Source organism: Williamsia sp. D3 (assembly GCF_000506245.1).
Taxonomy (GTDB): domain Bacteria; phylum Actinomycetota; class Actinomycetes; order Mycobacteriales; family Mycobacteriaceae; genus Williamsia; species Williamsia muralis.
Window position 1 is genome coordinate 41,938 of the sequence record NZ_AYTE01000001.1, and the last position, 18,800, is coordinate 60,737.

The 18,800-nt window shown below is 66.1% G+C and carries 16 protein-coding genes and 1 pseudogene; 11 read left to right on the forward strand and 6 right to left on the reverse strand.

All coding sequences use genetic code 11. The features are described from left to right. Positions 1-24 precede the first annotated feature (24 nt). From W823_RS31360 to W823_RS31370, 3 genes are all read right to left on the reverse strand, one after another. Entirely contained in the window at positions 25-1,002 is a 978-nt protein-coding gene (locus tag W823_RS31360; RefSeq protein WP_200866330.1) for a carbohydrate kinase family protein, read from the reverse strand. Positions 1,003-1,208: 206 nt separating this feature from the next. After that, positions 1,209-1,583 (reverse strand): iron-sulfur cluster assembly accessory protein, encoded by a 375-nt coding sequence (locus W823_RS31365; protein WP_023953775.1) that lies wholly within the window; start codon positions 1,581-1,583, stop codon positions 1,209-1,211. 134 nt (positions 1,584-1,717) lie between these two features. Further along, positions 1,718-2,773 (reverse strand): glycerate kinase, encoded by a 1,056-nt coding sequence (locus W823_RS31370; protein WP_031331016.1) that lies wholly within the window; start codon positions 2,771-2,773, stop codon positions 1,718-1,720. 124 nt (positions 2,774-2,897) lie between these two features. On the opposite strand from W823_RS31370, the gene W823_RS31375 reads away from it, so the two are divergent. From W823_RS31375 to W823_RS31385, 3 genes are read left to right on the forward strand one after another with little or no spacing between them, the layout of a single operon-like run. Further along, a complete protein-coding gene (locus W823_RS31375; RefSeq protein ID WP_023953779.1) occupies positions 2,898-3,569 on the forward strand; it encodes a DUF3043 domain-containing protein in 672 nt (223 codons plus the stop codon). A 6-nt stretch (positions 3,570-3,575) separates the two neighbouring features. Continuing rightward, entirely contained in the window at positions 3,576-5,315 is a 1,740-nt protein-coding gene (gene cobT / locus W823_RS31380; RefSeq protein ID WP_023953781.1) for a nicotinate-nucleotide--dimethylbenzimidazole phosphoribosyltransferase, read from the forward strand. Further along, a complete protein-coding gene (locus W823_RS31385; protein WP_023953783.1) occupies positions 5,312-6,076 on the forward strand; it encodes an adenosylcobinamide-GDP ribazoletransferase in 765 nt (254 codons plus the stop codon). Before cobT ends, W823_RS31385 begins: the two co-directional genes overlap by 4 nt. Before the next feature lie 17 nt (positions 6,077-6,093). On the opposite strand, the gene W823_RS31390 is transcribed toward W823_RS31385, so the two are convergent. After that, the gene (locus W823_RS31390) at positions 6,094-7,194 is read right to left on the reverse strand and encodes a branched-chain amino acid aminotransferase (RefSeq protein WP_023953785.1); all 1,101 of its coding nucleotides are present in this window, start codon (positions 7,192-7,194) and stop codon (positions 6,094-6,096) included. Positions 7,195-7,285: 91 nt separating this feature from the next. Then, positions 7,286-8,404 carry a glycine cleavage system aminomethyltransferase GcvT gene (gene gcvT / locus W823_RS31395; protein ID WP_023953787.1) on the reverse strand — a complete coding sequence of 373 codons (1,119 nt, stop codon included), beginning with the start codon at positions 8,402-8,404 and terminating at the stop codon, positions 7,286-7,288. 93 nt (positions 8,405-8,497) lie between these two features. Between gcvT and W823_RS31400 the strand changes: the two genes are divergently transcribed. From W823_RS31400 to W823_RS31425, 6 genes are all read left to right on the forward strand, one after another. Beyond that, entirely contained in the window at positions 8,498-10,009 is a 1,512-nt protein-coding gene (locus tag W823_RS31400; RefSeq protein WP_023953789.1) for a leucyl aminopeptidase, read from the forward strand. Between the two features lie 134 nt (positions 10,010-10,143). After that, positions 10,144-11,928: a 2-oxoglutarate dehydrogenase, E2 component, dihydrolipoamide succinyltransferase gene (sucB, locus tag W823_RS31405; protein ID WP_031331018.1), complete on the forward strand. Its 1,785-nt coding sequence runs from the start codon at positions 10,144-10,146 to the stop codon at positions 11,926-11,928. Between the two features lie 3 nt (positions 11,929-11,931). Next, a complete protein-coding gene (locus W823_RS31410) occupies positions 11,932-12,843 on the forward strand; it encodes a TIGR01777 family oxidoreductase (protein WP_023953793.1) in 912 nt (303 codons plus the stop codon). Positions 12,844-12,850: 7 nt separating this feature from the next. Then, on the forward strand, positions 12,851-13,594 hold the full coding sequence (gene lipB / locus W823_RS31415) for a lipoyl(octanoyl) transferase LipB (RefSeq protein ID WP_031331019.1): 744 nt from the start codon (positions 12,851-12,853) through the stop codon (positions 13,592-13,594). Beyond that, complete coding sequence (gene lipA, locus W823_RS31420; RefSeq protein ID WP_023953797.1) at positions 13,591-14,643, forward strand: lipoyl synthase; 1,053 nt, start codon at positions 13,591-13,593, stop codon at positions 14,641-14,643. Before lipB ends, lipA begins: the two co-directional genes overlap by 4 nt. An 86-nt stretch (positions 14,644-14,729) precedes the next feature. Further along, positions 14,730-15,470: a DUF4191 domain-containing protein gene (locus W823_RS31425; RefSeq protein ID WP_023953799.1), complete on the forward strand. Its 741-nt coding sequence runs from the start codon at positions 14,730-14,732 to the stop codon at positions 15,468-15,470. Between the two features lie 162 nt (positions 15,471-15,632). On the opposite strand, the gene W823_RS31430 is transcribed toward W823_RS31425, so the two are convergent. Then, complete coding sequence (locus tag W823_RS31430) at positions 15,633-16,100, reverse strand: RDD family protein (RefSeq protein WP_023953801.1); 468 nt, start codon at positions 16,098-16,100, stop codon at positions 15,633-15,635. 261 nt (positions 16,101-16,361) lie between these two features. Here W823_RS31430 and glnA point away from each other — a divergent pair, with 261 nt between their 5' ends. Together glnA and W823_RS31440 are read left to right on the forward strand one after the other, a co-directional pair. Beyond that, positions 16,362-17,795: a type I glutamate--ammonia ligase gene (gene glnA, locus W823_RS31435; RefSeq protein WP_023953803.1), complete on the forward strand. Its 1,434-nt coding sequence runs from the start codon at positions 16,362-16,364 to the stop codon at positions 17,793-17,795. Between the two features lie 194 nt (positions 17,796-17,989). Then, positions 17,990-18,682 (forward strand): annotated as a pseudogene (locus W823_RS31440) (NADPH-dependent F420 reductase); the annotation flags it as partial. Positions 18,683-18,800 lie beyond the last annotated feature (118 nt).

The window sequence follows — 18,800 nt, forward strand, 5'->3', positions numbered from 1 at the left end:
TCGGCGTAGGCCGGGGCGGTCATCTCACGCCGTGATGACCGCTCCGATCTCGGCTGCGGCCTCGTCTCCGTACGCGCCCGCAATGCGTGCCAACGCTGATTCGCGGTTCCACGTCCAGTCTTGCGGCGCAATGGTTTCCAGCACCAGAACGGCGACCATCGAGCCGAGCTGGGCGCTGCGCTCATGACTCAGACCCGCTGCGTTGCCGACGAGGAATCCGGCCCGGAAGCCGTCTCCGACACCGGTCGGATCGACCTTCTCGGTTTCGGGCACCACCGGCACATGGGTACGTGTTCCGTCGGCCTCGACGATCTCGGCGCCGCCGCTGCCCAGCGTGGTGACACGCAAGCCGACCATCTCGGCGACCTGGGCATCACTGAGACCGGCCTTCTGACGTAGCAGGCCCCACTCGTACTCGTTGGTGAACAGGTAGGTGGCCCCGTCGATGAGTTCGCGTACTTGTTCGCCGTCGAGTCGCGCGAGTTGCTGCGAGGGGTCGGCGGCAAACGGTATGCCCAGCTCACGACATTCCTGACTGTGCACGATCATCCCCTCGGGATCATCGGCGCCGATCAGGACCAGCTCGGGCTTGCCGAACTCCTCGGCGAGCCGGGCGAGCGAGATCTGGCGGGATTCACTCATCGCTCCGGCGTAGAAACTGGCCAACTGGGCCATCTCATCGTCGGTGGTGCACATGAAGCGTGCCGTGTGGGCTGTCTCCGAGACGCGAACACCACGCGTGTCCACACCGTTGTCCTCCAGGAACTTGCGGTAGTCGTCGAAGTCGCTGCCCACCGACCCCACGAGCAACGGCGAACCACCCAGGACACCCATCGCATACGAGATGTTTCCGGCGACACCGCCGCGCCGGATGATGAGTTCCTCGACCAGAAAGCTGAGAGAGATGTGGTCAAGATGTTCGGAAAGCAGCTGCTCGGAGAACTTCCCCTGAAAACGCATCAAATGATCTGTTGCGATCGATCCACAAATGGCAATGGCCACGAAAACGAGCCTTTCTGTTCACCCGGTGATGGGGCTAACGCTACATACGCCCACAGACGAAGCAGGGCATACCCCGAATCCGTCGAAAGTATGGGCGGGCGCCTCCAGCCGGGCCGGCATGACATATGCCTGGACAGGACAACGGCCGCATCCGAGTGATCGGATGCGGCCGTTGCCGAGAGCCAGTGCCCCGTCGGGGCTGGGCGTCAGTTGAACGAGTCGCCGCAGGCGCAGCTGCCGGTCGCGTTCGGGTTGTCGATGGTGAAGCCCTGCTTCTCGATGGTGTCGACGAAGTCGATGCTCGCGCCCATGACGTACGGCGCGCTCATCCGGTCGACGGCCAGTCCGACGCCGTCGAACTCGACAACCAGGTCGCCATCGAGGTTGCGGTCGTCGAAGTAGAGCTGGTAGCGCAGGCCCGCGCAGCCACCGGGCTGAACCGCGATGCGCAGCATGAGCTCTTCGCGACCTTCCTGCTCGCGCAGGGCCTTGGCCTTCGCGGCAGCGGCATCGGTCAGAATCACACCGTGGGCAGGCGCTTCGGTCTCGGTCTGCACAGCGGTCTCATTCGATGCGGTCATGGATTCTCCTCAGTGTGCGGGGCGTAGGCGTGCGATCGGCACAGTTGCCAGGTATCGGATGCGAACTTCCAACGCCTATAACCGTACTCCTGTCCCACCTATTCCCGCGTCACGCGGGCGGGCGAAAGCGCCGGTCACCACTCCTCGGCGACGTGCCGCGCGAGTCGGCGCAGCTGGTTGTCGGCGTCATCCATCGCGAGCTGCACCGAACCTGCGATGTCGACGATCGAGTCAGCCCTGGCGATACCCGCCTCGGCGATCTGCGCGGGGGTGAGCGTCACCTGGCCTGCCAGCACAACGGTCGGGATACCTCGCCGACGCGCGGCGGTGGTGAGCGCCGCGACGACCTTGCCCTTGAGGGTTTGTTCGTCACACCGCCCCTCGCCGGTGATCACCAGGTCCACGTCGTCGATGAGTTGCTGTTGTCCGGTCGCCTCGGCGATCACGGTCGCCCCGGACACCCTCGTGGCCCCGAGCGCGATCAGCGCGGCGCCCAGTCCCCCGGCCGCACCTGCGCCTGCATCCTCGGTGATGTCGCGGCCGGCGAGACCATTGAGTGACGTGGCCCATTCGGCCATGCCTTCCTCCAACAAGGAGACGGTCTGTGGGTCGGCGCCCTTCTGTGGCCCGAACACATGTGCCGCGCCACCTGGGCCGAGCAGCGGGTTCTCGACATCCGAGGCAGCCACCAACGTGACCGACCTCAGCAAATGTGCGGCGCCGTCGAGACCACCGAGCGCGTCGATCAGACCGCGACCGCCGTCGGTACTCGCGCTGCCGCCCAGACCCACAACGATCTCGGTGGCGCCGGCGGCCACCGCGGCGGCCACCAGCTGGCCGACCCCGAATGTGTCCGCGGACAGCGCGGTCCGCGGAGTGGGGCCGCCTCCCAACTGGTGCAGCCCGCAGGCCTGCGCACATTCGACGTAGGCGGTCGCACGGTCCCCCCGACGATCCAGCAGCCAGTCGGCCCGAACCGACGCTCCGAGTGGACCTGCCACCGTCTGGCTGCGGCGATCGCCGAAGCGGCTGGCCAGGACATCGACGAATCCTGGTCCGCCGTCGGATTGCGGCACCGATATCAACTCGTCGCCGGGACGTCCGAGCTTCCACCCGGCCGCGATGGCCTGGGCGGCCGCGACCGCTGTGAGGGTGTCACCGAAGGAGTCCGGGGCGATCAAAGCCTTCATGGAGGGAGTATAGGAACGACAAAGCAGCTCCGGCAGCGCAGCGAAGACGCCGGCCGCCCCGGCCGGCGGGGAGTCCTGCACCACCCGGGGATCAGAACTGCCGCCGGGGAGATAATCTGACGGGGTGAAATTGCCCTGGAAGAAGGACGACGTCGAAGGCGACACCGTCGACACGACCCCCGGTCAGACAACGGTGGAAGAAACTGCGGGCAGTCGCAGGTACACCGAGGGCAAAGGTCGCCCGACTCCCAAGCGGCGTGACGCCCAGGGCAAGCGACGCGGACCGGTCAGCCCGGCCCCGCTGACCCGCGCCGAGGCACGGGCACGGAAGAAAGAACTCAAGGGGTCGAACGTCACCCTGACCAAGGCCGAGAAAAAGGACCAGGCCGACGCTCGGCGTCAGCAGCGCGCCGATCAGCGTCAGAAGATGATGGAAGGCGACGAGCGGTATCTGATGCCGCGCGACAAGGGCGAGGTGCGTCGTTACGCCCGCGACATCGTCGACTCCCGCCGGAACTTCGCCGGGATGTTCATGCCCTTCGCCATCCTGCTGATCATCGTCATGTTCGTGCCGGCCATCGCGGTGTACGCCACGCTGCTCATGCTGGTCTTTGTGGTCTTCCTGGTAATCGACGGAGTGTTGCTGGGACGGATTTTGAACAATCGCGTCCGCGAGCGGTTCCCGAGCACCGAAGACGGCGGATTCAAGCTCGGCTGGTACGGATTCAGCCGCGCTATGCAGCTGCGGTTCATGCGGGCACCAAAACCGAGGGTCAAGCCGGGTGACGCGGTCTGAGCGACGATGCGCACTCTGATCCTTGGTGGAATTCGTTCAGGTAAATCAGCTTTCGGCGAGGGACTGCTCCCGGCAACCGGCGTCCGATACATCGCCACCGCGGCCGATCCGGCGACTGGCGACCCACAGTGGTCACAGCGGATCGCCGCGCACCGGTCACGACGGCCGGTCGGTTGGCAGACGGTGGAGTCCGCCGACGTCGCCGGTCGACTTCGCTCCGACCCGGACGTGGCGACTCTTGTCGACGATCTCGGCGGGTGGGTCAGCAGACAGATCGACGATGTGGGCGGCTGGGACGACGACAACTTCGACCTCTCCGACAAGATTGCCGAATTCGTCTCTGCGGTAGCCGAATTCACCGGGGACCTGGTCATCATCAGTCCCGAGGTGGGCCTGTCCCTGGTGGCGCCCACGCCGGCGGGACGGCTGTTTCAGGATCAGCTGGGGCTTCTCAACAACGCCGTGGCGGCAACGTGTGACCGGACGGTCCTGGTCGTCGCGGGCAAGGTCCTCGAGATCGGCGACCCTCAGCCGGCTGCCACCGGCGCTGTCAGCGCGGCGCCCGCCCCGGCCCAGGCATCGACAGCCGATGACATCGACGCCACGTCGGCAACCTCACAGACCGAGGGGTCCGACGATTCCGGGCAGCACGCCGGCCTCGGCGCCGCATCGGAGTTCGAACTCCCCGAGCAATTCGACTTCATCGCCGCACCCGACCGTGATGCCGCCATTGCGGCCAGGGCACGACAGGGCGAACTGACCAAGCCCACCGGCTCGCTGGGTCGGCTCGAAGAGATCGCAGTGTGGGTCGCTTCATGCCAGGGGGTCTGTCCCCCATCGCCTTTCGGGCAGCCGACTGTTGTTGTGTTCGCCGGCGACCACGGGGTCGCCCGCGCTGGGGTGTCGGCGTACCCACCTGAGGTGACGGCACAGATGGTCGCCAACTTCACCGCGGGTGGAGCCGCGGTGAACGTGCTGGCCAGACTGCACGGTGCAAAGGTCAGAGTCGAGGATCTCGCGGTCGACGCCGAGACCCCCGAAGCCATCAGCCGGTTCAAGGTACGGCGCAGCTCGGGTGACCTGACCATCGAAGACGCACTGACCACCGAGCAGACCCGCGCCGCCCTCGCCGCCGGGCGGGCCATCGCCGACCAAGAGATCGACAGTGGCGCCGATCTGCTGATCGCTGGCGAGATGGGTATCGGCAACACCACTCCCGCAACGATTCTCGTCGGTCTTCTGACGGACAACGAGCCCGTTGTGGTGGTCGGCCGCGGAACCGGCATCGACGACAACGGCTGGATCCGCAAGACTGCGGCGGTGCGCGACGGGATGCGTCGTGCGCGCCCCCACGGCAGGGTTCCCCTCGAGTTGCTGCGCACCGTGGCCGGCGCGGAGATCACCGCGATGGCGGGGTTCCTGGCCCAGGCTGCGTTACGGCGCACACCGGTCATCCTCGACGGTCTTGTGGTAACAGCCGCTGCGCTGGTTGCCAATGACATGGCGCCCGGCGCCCGCGAGTGGTGGTTGGCCGGGCATCGATCCGCCGAACCGGCTCACAGCATCGCGCTCAAGCAGCTCGATCTCGAGCCGCTCCTGGACCTCTCGATGCGCCTCGGCGAAGGCAGTGGCGCTTTGACCGCTCTCCCGGTGGTGCAGTCTGCGGTGGCCACACTCGCCTCCATGGCCACCTTCGCCGAAGCCCAGGTCACCGGCGCACCGGAACCCACGCGCGCCGGTCGATGAGCCTTCGCCGCGCGCTGCGCGGTCCCCAGACCGCGCTGTCCTGGTTGACCATCCTGCCTGTGGCGGAACCACCGGGCCCGTTCGACCGCGCCTTGGGCGGCGCGGTGATCGGGTCCACGCCCCTGGTCGGTGCGGTCCTCGGCGGCATCGCCGCCACAGCCGCGTTCGGGTTGTCGTTCACCGACTTACCGGTATTGATGCTCGGTCTGTTGATCGTCGGGTTGTTGGCGGTCCTGACCCGGGGCATGCACCTCGATGGGCTGGCCGACACCGCCGACGGACTCGGCTGTTTCGGTCCGCCCGAGCGTGTTCACGAGGTGATGCACAGTGGCAGCACCGGTCCGTTCGGCGCGGCGACGCTGGTGCTGGTGATGGGTGCGCAGGCAACCGGATACGGCGCCCTCATCGAACAGGGAAACTGGGCCGCCATCGTCTTCGTGGTCTTCCTCAGTCGCGTGGCCCCCGTGATCGGATGCCGGATCACGTTGCACGCCACCGAGAAGTCCAAGTTCGGTGCGTTGACCGCGGGCACGCAAAGGCTGACCATCCCGTTCTGGGTGATGGGGGCTGTGGTCGCCGGGTTCGCCATCGAGCCGGTACCGCCCATCCCCGGTGCGTTCACCGCCGTGGTGGTCGCAGCCTTCGCCTGGGCATTCACCGCGCACTGTTCCCGACGGTTCGACGGCGTGAACGGCGACGTTCTCGGCGCTCTCGTCGAGCTGAGCGCGCTGATCGCCTTGTGCGGGATGTTGATCGGCTGACAGGCCGGACGCCGACCTCAGCCGTAGAGCTTGGTCATCCAGCCGTGCGTGTCGGCGAACGTCCCGCGCTGTATGCCGGTGAGGGTGTCGCGCAGGGCCATCGTCACCTTGCCCGGCTGGCCGTCGGCGATCGTGTAGTCGTCGACGTCGCCCTTGACGTGTCCGACCGGGGTGATCACCGCGGCGGTGCCACACGCGAAGACCTCCGTGATCTCGCCCGAAGCCACGCCTTTGCGTAGCTCCTCGACGCTGATCTTGCGTTCACTGACGTCGAACCCGGCGTCGGTTGCCAACTGCAGCAACGATTCCCGGGTGATCCCAGGCAACAGAGATCCCGACAGCTCCGGGGTCACGAGCTTGGCGTCGGCACCGGACCCGAACACGAAGAACAGGTTCATCCCGCCCATCTCTTCGATGTGACGACGCTCGATGGCGTCGAGCCAGACCACCTGGTCGCATCCGTGCTCGGCGGCCTGGGCCTGGGCGAGCAGCGACGCCGCGTAGTTGCCACCGAACTTGGCCGCGCCGGTACCGCCGGGCGCCGCCCGCACGTACTCGGTGGACAGCCAGACACTCACCGGATGAACGCCGCGGGGGAAATACGCGCCGGCAGGCGACGCGATCAGCAGGTACCGGTACTCGGTCGCGGGCCGCACGCCGAGACCGGGCTCGGTGGCGATCATGAACGGGCGCAGATAGAGCGACGACTCGCCGCCGGCTGCGGGCACCCACTCGTGATCCGCGGCCAGCAGGGCTTGCAGCGAGGCCATGAAGTCCTCGGTGCTCAGTTCGGGCATGGCCAGCCGACGCGCCGAACGCTGCATCCGTGCTGCGTTGGCGTCGGGCCGGAACGATGCGATCGTCCCGTCGGACTGCCGGTAGGCCTTGAGACCTTCGAAGATCTCCTGGGCGTAGTGCAGCACCATCGCCGAAGGATCCAGGGCGATCGGGCCGTACGGGACGATGCTCGCGTCGTGCCAGCCCATGTCCGCGCTGTAATCGATGATCACCATGTGGTCGGTGAAATGCCTGCCGAATCCCGGGGCTTCCAGGATGTCGGCGCGGCGCGACTGGGACACCGGCTGGGGATGCTCGGTCCGGACGAACTCCAAGGTCATCAGGCAATGGTAACGCTCACCCGTCAGCCGATTCCGACCACCGATTCCGTGTGGCCCGACCACCCCCGGTCCGCAGGCGAAATGGGTGGGGTCAGCCGGCGTTCGCGGTCACGAACGGCGGCAGCACCACCTCACACTCGAGAGCCCGCCCCCGGACATCGACCACCACGGTGTCGCCTTTGGCGACACCGGCGGCACTGTCGATGAGCGCCAGGGCAATTCCGGTCTTGAGCGTCGGAGAGAACGTGCCCGAAGTGCACACGCCGATCCGGTCACCGCCTGCTGCCGACAACACGGGCAGATCGGCACGCGGCACGCCGCGCCCGGTCGCCCGCAGCCCCCACAGTCGGCGCACCGGGCCCGCCTCTTTCTCGGCCAGCAGGGCGTCGCGACCGAAGAACTCCGGCTTCTTCCATCCGACAGCCCAACTGCAACGGGCCTGCAGTGGACTGATGTCGACGGACAGTTCGTGTCCGTGCAAGGGGTAACCCATCTCGGTGCGGAGGGTGTCGCGAGCTCCCAATCCGGCCGCCTGCCCGCCCGCCGCGACAACTGCGGACAGAAGGGCATCGAAGACCGGCGCGCTGTCGTCCCACGACGGCAGCAACTCGTAGCCGCGTTCACCGGTGTACCCGGTCCGGCACACCCGCACCGGATACCTCGCGTCACCCACCGCCAACTCGGCATCGGCGAACGACATGTAGTCCATCTCCGTCGGCACGCCCAGATCCGCGAGCACCTGCGCCGAGCGTGGACCCTGAACCGCGATGACACCGAAGTCGCGATGACGGTTCCGGACCTCGATCCCGTCCGGGGCGACGGCCGCAAGCGCCGCGACCACTGCAGCCGTGTTCGCTGCGTTCGGAACCATGAACACCTCGTCGTCAGACACCCAGTAGACGATCAGGTCGTCGATGACCCCGCCGGTTTCGTTGGTGCACAACGTGTATTGGGCCTTGCCCGGCGCGATCTTGTTCAGATCGTTGGTGAGGGTGCGGTTCACGAACTCCGCAGCTCTCGGTCCGTTGACGGACGCCTTGCCGAGGTGACTGACGTCGAATATCCCGACCGCCTCACGCACGGCGGTGTGCTCGGCGACGGTGCCCGCATAGGACACCGGCATGTTCCATCCGCCGAATGCCGCGAAACTCGCGCCCAGTGTGCGGTGCGATTCCTCGATCGGTCCGGCCAGCAATTCACCTTCGCTCATGGCGTTACGCTATCGCGCCCACGGCGGGCCCGGGAGCGAGGCGAACTAGGATCGACAATCGGGAAGCATGTCGGCTACGAGTGGGAGTGAAACGTGAGCAAGTCAAGCGCGAACCGTCGGCTGGGTCCGGAACTGTCTCTGGTGACCCAGATCGGCAAGGGCGACGACGTTCTGGTCATCGGATTGACGACCGCCGAGGACGACGGCACTCCCACATTGGTGATCGGCGACGGACTGCTCGACGATGCGCAAGCAGGCGCAGTGGACGCCGCGCTGTCTGCGGTCGGGGCCACCGGCGCGGCCGGCCAGCTCACCCGGATCCCGGCACCTCCCGGACTCGGCGTCTCCTCTGTCCTCGCGGTGGGCCTGGGTGCCCCGGCCAAACTCGATGACAGCGAACACGTTCGACGACAAGCAGGTGTTGCCGCCCGCAGCCTCGACGGGGTGGCCAGCGCGCTCACCACGCTGTCCACGATCGATCTGACCGCCGCCGCCCAGGGCTTCTTCCTCGGCTCCTACCGCTTCGACGAGTTCCGTTCGAAGGAACCGGAGAAGTCCGGGGTCACCGCGGTCAAGCTCCTGGTGCCCGCCGCGGACAAACAAACCAAGAAAGAACTCGAGCGCGCCGAAGCCATCGCCACCGCGGTCGCGACCGCCCGCGACTTCGTCAACACCCCGCCGAGCCATCTGTACCCCGACGAGTTCGCACAACGCGCCAAGGCCCTCGGCTCTGCCGCCGGCCTCAAGGTGGAGATCCTCGACGAGGCAGCCCTGGCCAAGGACGGCTACGGCGGCATCGTCGGGGTCGGCCAGGGCAGTTCCCGGCCACCGCGCCTGGTGCGACTCACCCACACCGCGGGCCGCAAGTCGAAAACCGTTGCGCTCGTGGGTAAGGGCATCACCTTCGACACCGGTGGCATCTCGATCAAGCCGGCAGCCGGCATGGACCACATGACCTCGGACATGGGCGGAGCTGCGGCGATCGTGGCCACCACCATCCTCGCGGCCACACTCGACGTCGGCGTCAACGTCATCGCCACCGTCCCGATGGCCGAGAACATGCCGTCCGGCACCGCCCAACGTCCCGGCGACGTCCTCACCCAGTACGGCGGCAAGACCGTCGAGGTGCTCAACACCGATGCCGAGGGCCGGCTCATCCTCGCCGACGCGATCGTGCGCGCGTGCGAGGACAACCCTGACTACCTCATCGACACCGCAACACTCACCGGGGCGCAGATGGTGGCCCTGGGGACACGCACACCCGGTGTGATGGGCACCGAGGAGTTCCGTGATCGTGTCGCGACGATCTCCCGCTCGGTGGGCGAATCAGGTTGGGCGATGCCGTTTCCCGAGGAACTGCGTTCAGATCTCGACTCCCGGGTCGCCGACCTGGCCAACATCACCAATCACCGTTGGGGCGGAATGCTCTCGGCCGGCGTGTTCCTGCGCGAGTTCGTCGTCGACGGAGTCGAGTGGGCGCACATCGACATCGCCGGACCTGCGTTCAACACCGAAGGCCCGTGGGGCTATACCGGTAAAGGCGGTACAGGCGTCCCCGTACGCACCATCTTCGCCGTGCTCGAGGAGATCGCTGCCGAAGGGTAGAGCAAAAGGTAGGGTTTAGACCGGCGGTTCGGCCCACCAGGAAGTACCGCCACAACGCCGCGTCACCAACACCGGTGGCCCGGACTCAGACCGCAGACCGTACACCGGATCTCGAAATCGAGGAGTCGACAACGATGGCCTTCTCCGTCCAAATGCCCGCCCTGGGTGAAAGCGTCACCGAGGGCACAGTCACCAGGTGGCTCAAGCAGGAGGGTGACACGGTCGAGGCCGATGAACCGTTGCTCGAGGTGTCGACCGACAAGGTCGACACCGAGATCCCGGCCCCTGCCTCAGGTGTCCTGACAAAGATCGTCGCCCAAGAGGACGACGTGGTCGAGGTCGGCGGCGAGCTGGCCCAGATCGGCGAAGAAGGCGAATCGGGCGGAAGCTCCGACGACGCAGACTCCGGCGATGCCGGTTCCGACGAGGCGCCCGCCGAGCAAGAAGCGGAACCCGAAGCCGAACCAGAGCCTGAATCCGAACCCGAGCCGGCCAAGCCCGCCGCTTCGGGGTCGGGATCGAGCGAAGGCACCGACGTCACCATGCCCGAATTGGGTGAGTCCGTGACAGAGGGCACTGTGACGCGCTGGCTGAAAGAGGTCGGCGACTCGGTCGAGGCTGACGAGGCCCTCGTCGAGGTGTCCACCGACAAGGTCGACACGGAGATCCCATCGCCGGCGGCCGGCACCCTGCTCGAGATCGTCGCCCAGGAAGATGACGTGGTCGAGGTCGGCGGGCGTCTGGCGGTCATCGGGTCGGCCGACGCCAAACCCTCCGCCCCCGAGCCTGAGCCGGAACCCGAGCCGAAAGCCGAGCCGGAACCAGAACCCGAGCCCGAGCCGGAACCTGAGCCCGAGCCAGAACCCGAGGCGAAGAAACCCGAACCCGCCCCGGCCCCGAAGTCCGAGCCCGCCCCGAAGTCCGAGCCCGCCGAGAAGTCGGCCCCTGCGTCCAGCGGTGGCGACAGCGGCTCGAGTCCATACGTGACGCCGCTGGTCCGCAAACTCGCGGGCGAGAACAACGTCGACCTGAACTCGATCAAGGGCACCGGTGTCGGTGGCCGCATCCGCAAGCAGGATGTGCTCGCCGCCGCCGAGGCCGCAAAGACCCCGCCGGCAGCCGAGAAGTCCGCCGAGCCCGCACCCGCGGCGCAAGCGTCCTCGTCTGCGGTCGCACCGCGGCCGGAGCTGGCCCAGCTGGTCGGTACCACGCAGAAAATCAACAGGATTCGCCAGATCACGGCCAAGAAGACTCGTGAGTCCCTGCAGGAGAGCGCTCAGCTCACGCAGGTCTTCGAGGTCGACATGACCAAGATCGTGACGCTACGCAAGGCGGCGAAGGAAGGCTTCAAGTCGAGCGAGGGCGTGAACCTCACGTTCCTGCCGTTCATCGCGAAGGCTGTCGTTGAGGCCCTCAAAGCCCATCCCAACGTCAACGCCTCGATCGATGAGGACGCCAAGGAGATCACCTACTACTCGAAGGTGCATCTCGGTATCGCTGTGGACACCGAGCAGGGTCTGCTCTCGCCGGTCATCCACAACGCCGACGACCTCTCGGTCGCCGGACTGGCGCGGGCGATCGCCGACATCGCGAGCAGGGCGCGGAGCAACAAGCTCAAGCTCGACGACCTGACCGGTGGCACGTTCACCATCACCAACATCGGCAGCCAGGGCGCGTTGTTCGACACCCCGATCCTGGTTCCGCCGCAGGCCGCGATGCTGGGCACCGGCGCGATCGTCAAACGCCCGGTGGTGCTCACCGGAGCAGACGGTTCCGAATCGATCGCGGTGCGGTCGATGTCGTACCTGCCGCTGACCTACGACCACCGATTGATCGACGGTGCCGACGCCGGACGCTTCCTCACTACGGTGAAGCATCGTCTGGAAGAAGCGGCGTTTGAGGCAGATCTCGGCCTCTAACCGATGCGCATCGCCGTTGCGGGATCATCTGGATTGATCGGCACGGCCCTGGTGGACAGTCTCACCGGGGCCGGCCACCAGGTGGTCCGTCTCGTTCGCAGGCCGACGACGGCGCAGAACGAGATCCATTGGCAGCCTGAATCTTTCGGCATAGATCCCAGTTCGCTGCGCGGCACCGATGCCGTCGTCAACCTGTGTGGCCGGGGCATCGGCGACCGGCGCTGGTCCGGGCATGTCAAGCAGCAACTGCGAGACAGCCGGATTATCCCGACACAGGTGCTCGCCGATGCCGTACGGGCCGCACAGATACCGGTACTGGTGAACGCCAGCGCAACCGGCTACTACGGCGACACCGGGTCGACGGCGGTCACCGAGGAGAGCCCGTCCGGGACGGGTTTCCTCGCCGACCTGACCACCGACTGGGAAGCCGCGGCGATGTCGGCATCGGTACCCGGCGAGCACCGCGTCACTCTGCTCAGGATCTCGCCCGTGATGTCGCCGACGGGCGGAATCCTCGGCAAGCTCCGACCTCTGTTCCGGCTGGGTCTGGGAGCGAAACTCGGTGACGGCCGTCAGTATCTCCCCTGGATCAGCCTCGTGGACGCTGTCCGCGCGATCGAGTTCGTGCTGGACCGGTCGCTTGCCGGGCCGGTCAACATCTGTGGCCCGGCGTCGGTGACGAACAACGAGTTCACCAAGACATTCGGTCGCACTCTAGGGCGCCCGGCTCCGTGGACGGTCCCGGGTTTTGCGCTCAAGAGGGGTGCCGGTGAGATGGCCGAGGAAATGTTGTTGGGGGGCCAGAACGTTGTACCTGCTGTGCTGACCGGCGACGAATTCGACTATCGGCATCCGACCATCGCCGCGGCGTTGGCGTATGCCACCGGCCGCGAGGGCCGAGGAGTGGCAGGATGAAAAAGTGATGACCAATGCACGACTGTCCCGAGACCCGATCGAGGTTCGCCGACTGGGCCGGGTGGACTACCAGGAGACATTCGACCTGCAGCATCGGCTCGCTACTGACCGTGCCGACGGTGTGCTGGACCACGACATACTGCTGTTGCTGGAACACCCGCCCGTCTACACCGCCGGCAGGCGAACCGAGGATGCCGACCGGCCGACGGACGGTTCACCCGTCATCGACGTGGACCGCGGCGGGAAGATCACCTGGCACGGCCCTGGCCAGCTCGTCGCCTATCCGATCGTCGCGCTCGCCCAGCCGGTTGATGTCGTGGACTACGTGCGCCGGCTGGAAGAGGCCATGATCGCCGTGTGCTCGCAGCTCGGCCTCCCGACGTACCGGGTCGACGGCCGGTCGGGCGTCTGGGTGCTCGGAACAGGAGGCGGAAGTGCGGATCGGAAGATCGGTGCCATCGGCATCAGGGTCGCTCGCGCTGTAGCCCTGCACGGGATCGCCATCAACTGCAATCCGGATCTCGATGCGTTCGGTTCGATCATTCCGTGCGGTATCCCCGACGCCGGGGCAGGTTCTCTGACAGGCGAATTGGGTCGCACGGTCACAGTCGACGAGGTGCTCCCCCTGCTGGAGAAGGCCGTGGTCGACGCGCTCGACGGCATCCTCCCGGTCAGCGACCACCCGGCGCCGACCGAGCCCTCCCCGCAGGTCTTCGCACCTGCCCGCACCGGCGTAGCATCGATCCAGTGACCGTTTCGCAGGACAAACCATCTCAATCCAGCGCCCCCGGGTCCGTAGGTCCCAATGGCCGAAAGTTGCTCCGGCTCGAGGCGCGCAACGCCGAGACGCCGATCGAGCGCAAGCCGTCGTGGATCAAGACCCGCGCCACCATGGGCCCGGAGTTCACCGAACTCAAAGCCCTGGTGAAGAGCGAGGGCCTGCACACGGTCTGCGAAGAAGCGGGATGTCCCAACATCTATGAATGCTGGGAAGACCGTGAGGCCACCTTCCTGATCGGCGGCGAACAGTGCACCCGTCGGTGCGACTTCTGCCAGATCGACACCGGTAAGCCCAGCGACCTCGACCGTGACGAGCCCCGCCGGGTGGCGGAGTCGGTTGCGACGATGGGGTTGCGCTACTCCACCGTGACCGGTGTGGCGCGCGACGACCTCCCTGACGGCGGTGCCTGGCTGTATGCCGAGACCGTGCGTTACATCAAGCAGCTCAACCCCAACACCGGCGTCGAGTTGTTGATCCCCGATTTCAACGCCGACCCGGACCAACTCGCCGAGGTGTTCGCCTCACGGCCCGAGGTGCTGGCCCACAACGTCGAGACGGTGCCGCGCATCTTCAAGCGCATCCGTCCCGCGTTCCGCTACCAGCGCAGCCTCGACGTGATCACCGCTGCGCGCGACGCCGGCCTGGTCACCAAGTCCAACCTCATCCTCGGGATGGGCGAGACACCGGACGAGGTCCGCGAGGCCATGGCCGATCTGCACAATGCCGGCTGCGACATCCTGACCATCACGCAGTACCTGCGTCCGTCACCGCGGCATCATCCGGTCGATCGGTGGGTCAAGCCCGAAGAGTTCGTCGAGCACTCCACGTTCGCCGACAACCTGGGGTTCGCCGGCGTGATGGCGGGGCCACTGGTGCGTTCGTCGTACCGGGCCGGCCGTCTGTACGCCCAGGCGATGGCTCACCACGGCCGGGAGTTGCCCGCCGAGATGGCCCATCTTACCGACGGTGGTAGCGCCACCCAGGAAGCCACGTCGCTGCTCGCTCGCCTCGCCCGCTGACCCGGCACTCCGCCGCCACCGGACGTTGACCATCGGGTTGGGACGGCCTGGTCAACTGATTTGGATGGTTCAGTATCCTGGACCTCATGGCTAAGGCACCAAAAGCGACAAAAGAGGCGAAGGCAGCAGCGAAGGCTGCCCGTAAGGAAGCGTCGCGGGCCCGCCGCAAGCAGCTCTGGCAGGCGTTCCAGATGCAGCGCAAAGAAGACAAGCTGCTGCTGCCCTACATGATCGGCGCGGTTGTCCTCCTGGTCGGCCTGGCCGTGCTCATCGGTGTGCTCACCGGGTCGCTGGTGTTCGTTCTGCCGCTGGGCATCGTTCTGGGTGTGCTGATCGCTTTCATCATCTTCGGTCGTCGTGTTCAGAAGACGGTGTTCACCAAAGCGGAGGGCCAGGCCGGCGCCGCAGCGTGGGCGCTGGACAACATGCGTGGACAGTGGCGGGTCAAGCAGGCGGTGACGGGCACCGCCCATCTCGACGCGATCCATCGGGTCATCGGCAAGCCCGGGGTCATCCTCGTCGCCGAAGGCGCGCCCCATCGCACCAAATCGTTGCTGGCACAGGAGAAGAAGCGGATCGCCCGACTGGTCGGCGATACACCGATCTACGACGTGACCGTCGGCAACGAGGAGGGCCAGGTACCCCTGAAGAGCCTCGAACGCCACCTGAACAAACTGCCGAGCAACATCAACAAGGCCCGGATCGACGCCCTGGAATCACGTCTTGCCGCGTTGGGCGGGAAGCAGCCCGGACCGGGAATGCCCAAGGGACCGATGCCGCAGGGTGCGAAGATGCGCAACGTCCAGCGCGCCGCCCGCCGCCGCTAGTCCTCCGCACTTCGCACTTCCCCCACTCCGCCCTTCCAGCACGTCAAATTCTCCTCACAGTCCGAACAGAACAGCGCCACCCGTTCTGGTCACATCCACCCTGCAATTGGTGGATGGGCCGAAACGGGTGGCGCTGTCGTCGGTGCGTGTTGTGGCGGGAGGCTAGCGCGTACGGACCAACGCGGTACCGGTTGCCCGATCGTGCAGTCCTCGGCCATCGGCATCATTGATCAGAGGCGGAACCAGGAAGACGATGAGGATCTGCCGGCCCAGCGACCGCAGAAGTCCCACCCGCTCGCCCCCGTCCACCCTGGCCACCCGCAAGCCGGTGATGAACTGGCCCGGGGTGAAGCCGAATGCGGTCAAGGTCACGGCTCCGACCACAAACCAGACGAGCAGGACGATCGTCGACAGCGACGACGACTGCAGGTCCTGGACAAACAGCAGTGAGATACCGCCGCACATCAGCCAATCCACGAGCAGACCCACGCAGCGGTGCCACGACGACGCCAGCGCCCCGGGACCCGATTCGGGCAGTCCGAGCTGTTCACCGCGGTAGGTGCCGTCGTCGACACCATCGTGGAGAGCCGACTGAGGGCCCGAGAGCCACGATCCGGTGATTCGTCCCATTGCCCAATCATAGATGTGCTGGCGAATCCGTCGGACCGGACGCGACTCGCCCCGACACGCCGTGATCGGTACCGTCGTTGCGTCGCGGACTTCCCTACGTAACACAGGCGAAACACCGAGGTATCTGCCAAGCAACCTGGTGTCAATACGGTCAGCGGTGATGATCCGCCGCTCTAGAGTGGCAAGGACAGTCGTCAGACCCAGGTAGAACCCAAGAATCGGTCTGACTACAACGGGTACGAGTGAAGGAGTCACCCACAGGTGTACAACACAAAAGAAGAACTGCTCGAGGGCATCAAGTCCGAGGGCGTCGAATATGTCGACATCCGGTTCTGCGATCTCCCCGGGGTGATGCAGCACTTCTCCATCCCGGCCTCGGCTTTCGATGAGAGCGTCTTCGAGGACGGCCTGGCATTCGACGGATCGTCGGTGCGCGGCTTCCAGTCGATCGACGAGTCGGACATGATGCTCCTCCCCGACCCGGCGACTGCGCGGATCGACCCGTTCCGCAAGGCGAAGACGATGAACGTCACCTTCTTCGTGCACGACCCGTTCACGCGCGAGGCCTACAGCCGCGACCCGCGAAACATCGCCCGCAAGGCCGAGGACTACCTGGCCAGCACCGGCATCGCCGATACCTGCTTCTTCGGCGCCGAGGCCGAGTTCTACATCTTCGACTCGGTGTCCTTCAGCTCCGAGATCAACGGCACCCACTACCAGGTGGAGTCCGAATCAGGCTGGTGGAACACCGTTTCGCAGACCGACCCCGACGGTTCACCCAACCTCGGATACAAGGTCCGCCAGAAGGGCGGGTACTTCCCGGTCGCCCCGTACGACCACTACGTCGATCTGCGCGATGAGATCTCGACCAACCTCCAGAAGGCCGGGTTCATCCTCGAGCGCGGACACCACGAGGTGGGCACCGCCGGACAGGCCGAGATCAACTACAAGTTCAACACCCTGTTGCACGCAGCCGACGACGTTCAGCTGTTCAAGTACATCGTGAAGAACACCGCATGGCAGAACGGCAAGACCGTCACCTTCATGCCCAAGCCCCTCTTCGGCGACAACGGATCGGGCATGCACGCCCACCAGTCGCTGTGGAAAGACGGCAAGCCGCTCTTCCACGACGAGGCCGGCTACGCGGGACTGTCGGATCTGGCCCGCCACTACATCGGCGGCATCCTGCACCACGCGCCGTCACTGCTGGCGTTCACCAACCCCACGGTCAACTCCTACAAGCGGCTCGTGCCGGGCTACGAGGCCCCCATCAACCTGGTCTACAGCCAGCGCAACCGCAGCGCCTGCGTGCGTATCCCGATCACCGGCAACAACCCGAAGGCCAAGCGCCTCGAGTTCCGTTGCCCGGACAGCTCGGGCAACCCGTACCTGGCGTTCGCCGCGATGATGATGGCCGGCCTGGACGGCATCAAGAACAAGATCGAGCCGCACGAGCCCGTCGACAAGGACCTCTACGAGCTCCCGCCCGAGGAGGCCAAGGGCATCCCCCAGGCCCCCACGTCGCTCGGCGCGGTCATCGACCGCCTCGAAGAGGATCACGAATACCTCACCGAGGGTGGCGTGTTCACCGAGGACCTGATCGAGACCTGGATCTCGTTCAAGCGTGAGAACGAAATCGAGCCGGTGCAGATCCGTCCGCACCCCTACGAGTTCTCTCTCTACTACGACGTCTGATCCGCCTCCGGCGAAGGACGTCTGATCCGCCTCCGGCGAAGGACGTCTGACCCGCCTCCGGCGATCAGCGCCTGAGTAAGTCAAACCCGGCCGCCCGGTGAACTGCCACGCAGTTCACCGGGCCGGTTCTGCGTATCCAGGCCCACACCCTGCCCACGGAATGAACCGACGAGCGCACCGGTTGGCGTGAAGAGGTTCAACAGTCACAACATCGCAGGGAGTCAATCGTGAAGATCGGCATCATCGGAGCAGGTTTTATCGGCGGAACGCTCACCCGTCGCCTCACCCAACTGGGTCATGAGGTCCGGGTCGCCAACTCGCGCGACCCGCAGACGCTCGCCGACCTGGCGTCGGAGACCGGAGCCACCGCGGTGTGGGCATCGGAAGCAGCCGAGGACGCCGATCTCGTGATCGTCAGCATCCCGCAGAAGAACACTCCTGACCTGGCGCCGGGCATCGTGTCGGCGCGCAAACCCGGTGCACCCATCATCGAGACGAACAACTACTACCCGCAGCAGCGCGACGGCAAGATCGACGCCATCGAAGACGGCACACCCGAGAGTGTCTGGGTCTCACAGCTCCTCGGCGAGCCGGTCTACAAGGTGTTCAACGGCATCTTCTGGAAGCACCTGCTCAACAAGGGTGTCCCGGCCGGAACACAGGGCCGCATCGCACTCCCGATCGCGGGCCCGGATGACGAGGGCAAGAAAGTCGTCTCCCAGCTCGTCGACGAACTGGGTTTCGATCCGGTCGACGCCGGCAGCCTCGACGAGTCGTGGCGTCAGCAACCGGGCACCCCGGTGTACGGCAAGGACTATGGGATCGACGGCACCATCGAAGCGCTTGCGCAGGCGACGCCGGAACGCACCGCCGAGTGGCGCGCCTGACCCCACGAGCGACGTCCGCCCGCGCCGAGTGATTCGTCGCGGGCGGATGTGTTTGCGTCACAGCACATTCGCCGACCGCAGTGATCGGTCAGCGATCAGCAACTGCTACGTTGCCTGG

Bases quoted from the DNA above. Each gene is read 5' to 3' on its own strand.
- W823_RS31365 (WP_023953775.1), bottom strand. From the start codon at position 1,583: ATGACCGCATCGAATGAGACCGCTGTGCAGACCGAGACCGAAGCGCCT.
- W823_RS31370 (WP_031331016.1), bottom strand. From the start codon at position 2,773: ATGAAGGCTTTGATCGCCCCGGACTCCTTCGGTGACACCCTCACAGCG.
- cobT (WP_023953781.1), top strand. From the start codon at position 3,576: ATGCGCACTCTGATCCTTGGTGGAATTCGTTCAGGTAAATCAGCTTTC.
- W823_RS31385 (WP_023953783.1), top strand. From the start codon at position 5,312: ATGAGCCTTCGCCGCGCGCTGCGCGGTCCCCAGACCGCGCTGTCCTGG.
- W823_RS31390 (WP_023953785.1), bottom strand. From the start codon at position 7,194: ATGACCTTGGAGTTCGTCCGGACCGAGCATCCCCAGCCGGTGTCCCAG.
- gcvT (WP_023953787.1), bottom strand. From the start codon at position 8,404: ATGAGCGAAGGTGAATTGCTGGCCGGACCGATCGAGGAATCGCACCGC.
- sucB (WP_031331018.1), top strand. From the start codon at position 10,144: ATGGCCTTCTCCGTCCAAATGCCCGCCCTGGGTGAAAGCGTCACCGAG.
- W823_RS31410 (WP_023953793.1), top strand. From the start codon at position 11,932: ATGCGCATCGCCGTTGCGGGATCATCTGGATTGATCGGCACGGCCCTG.
- lipB (WP_031331019.1), top strand. From the start codon at position 12,851: ATGACCAATGCACGACTGTCCCGAGACCCGATCGAGGTTCGCCGACTG.
- W823_RS31425 (WP_023953799.1), top strand. From the start codon at position 14,730: ATGGCTAAGGCACCAAAAGCGACAAAAGAGGCGAAGGCAGCAGCGAAG.
- W823_RS31430 (WP_023953801.1), bottom strand. From the start codon at position 16,100: ATGGGACGAATCACCGGATCGTGGCTCTCGGGCCCTCAGTCGGCTCTC.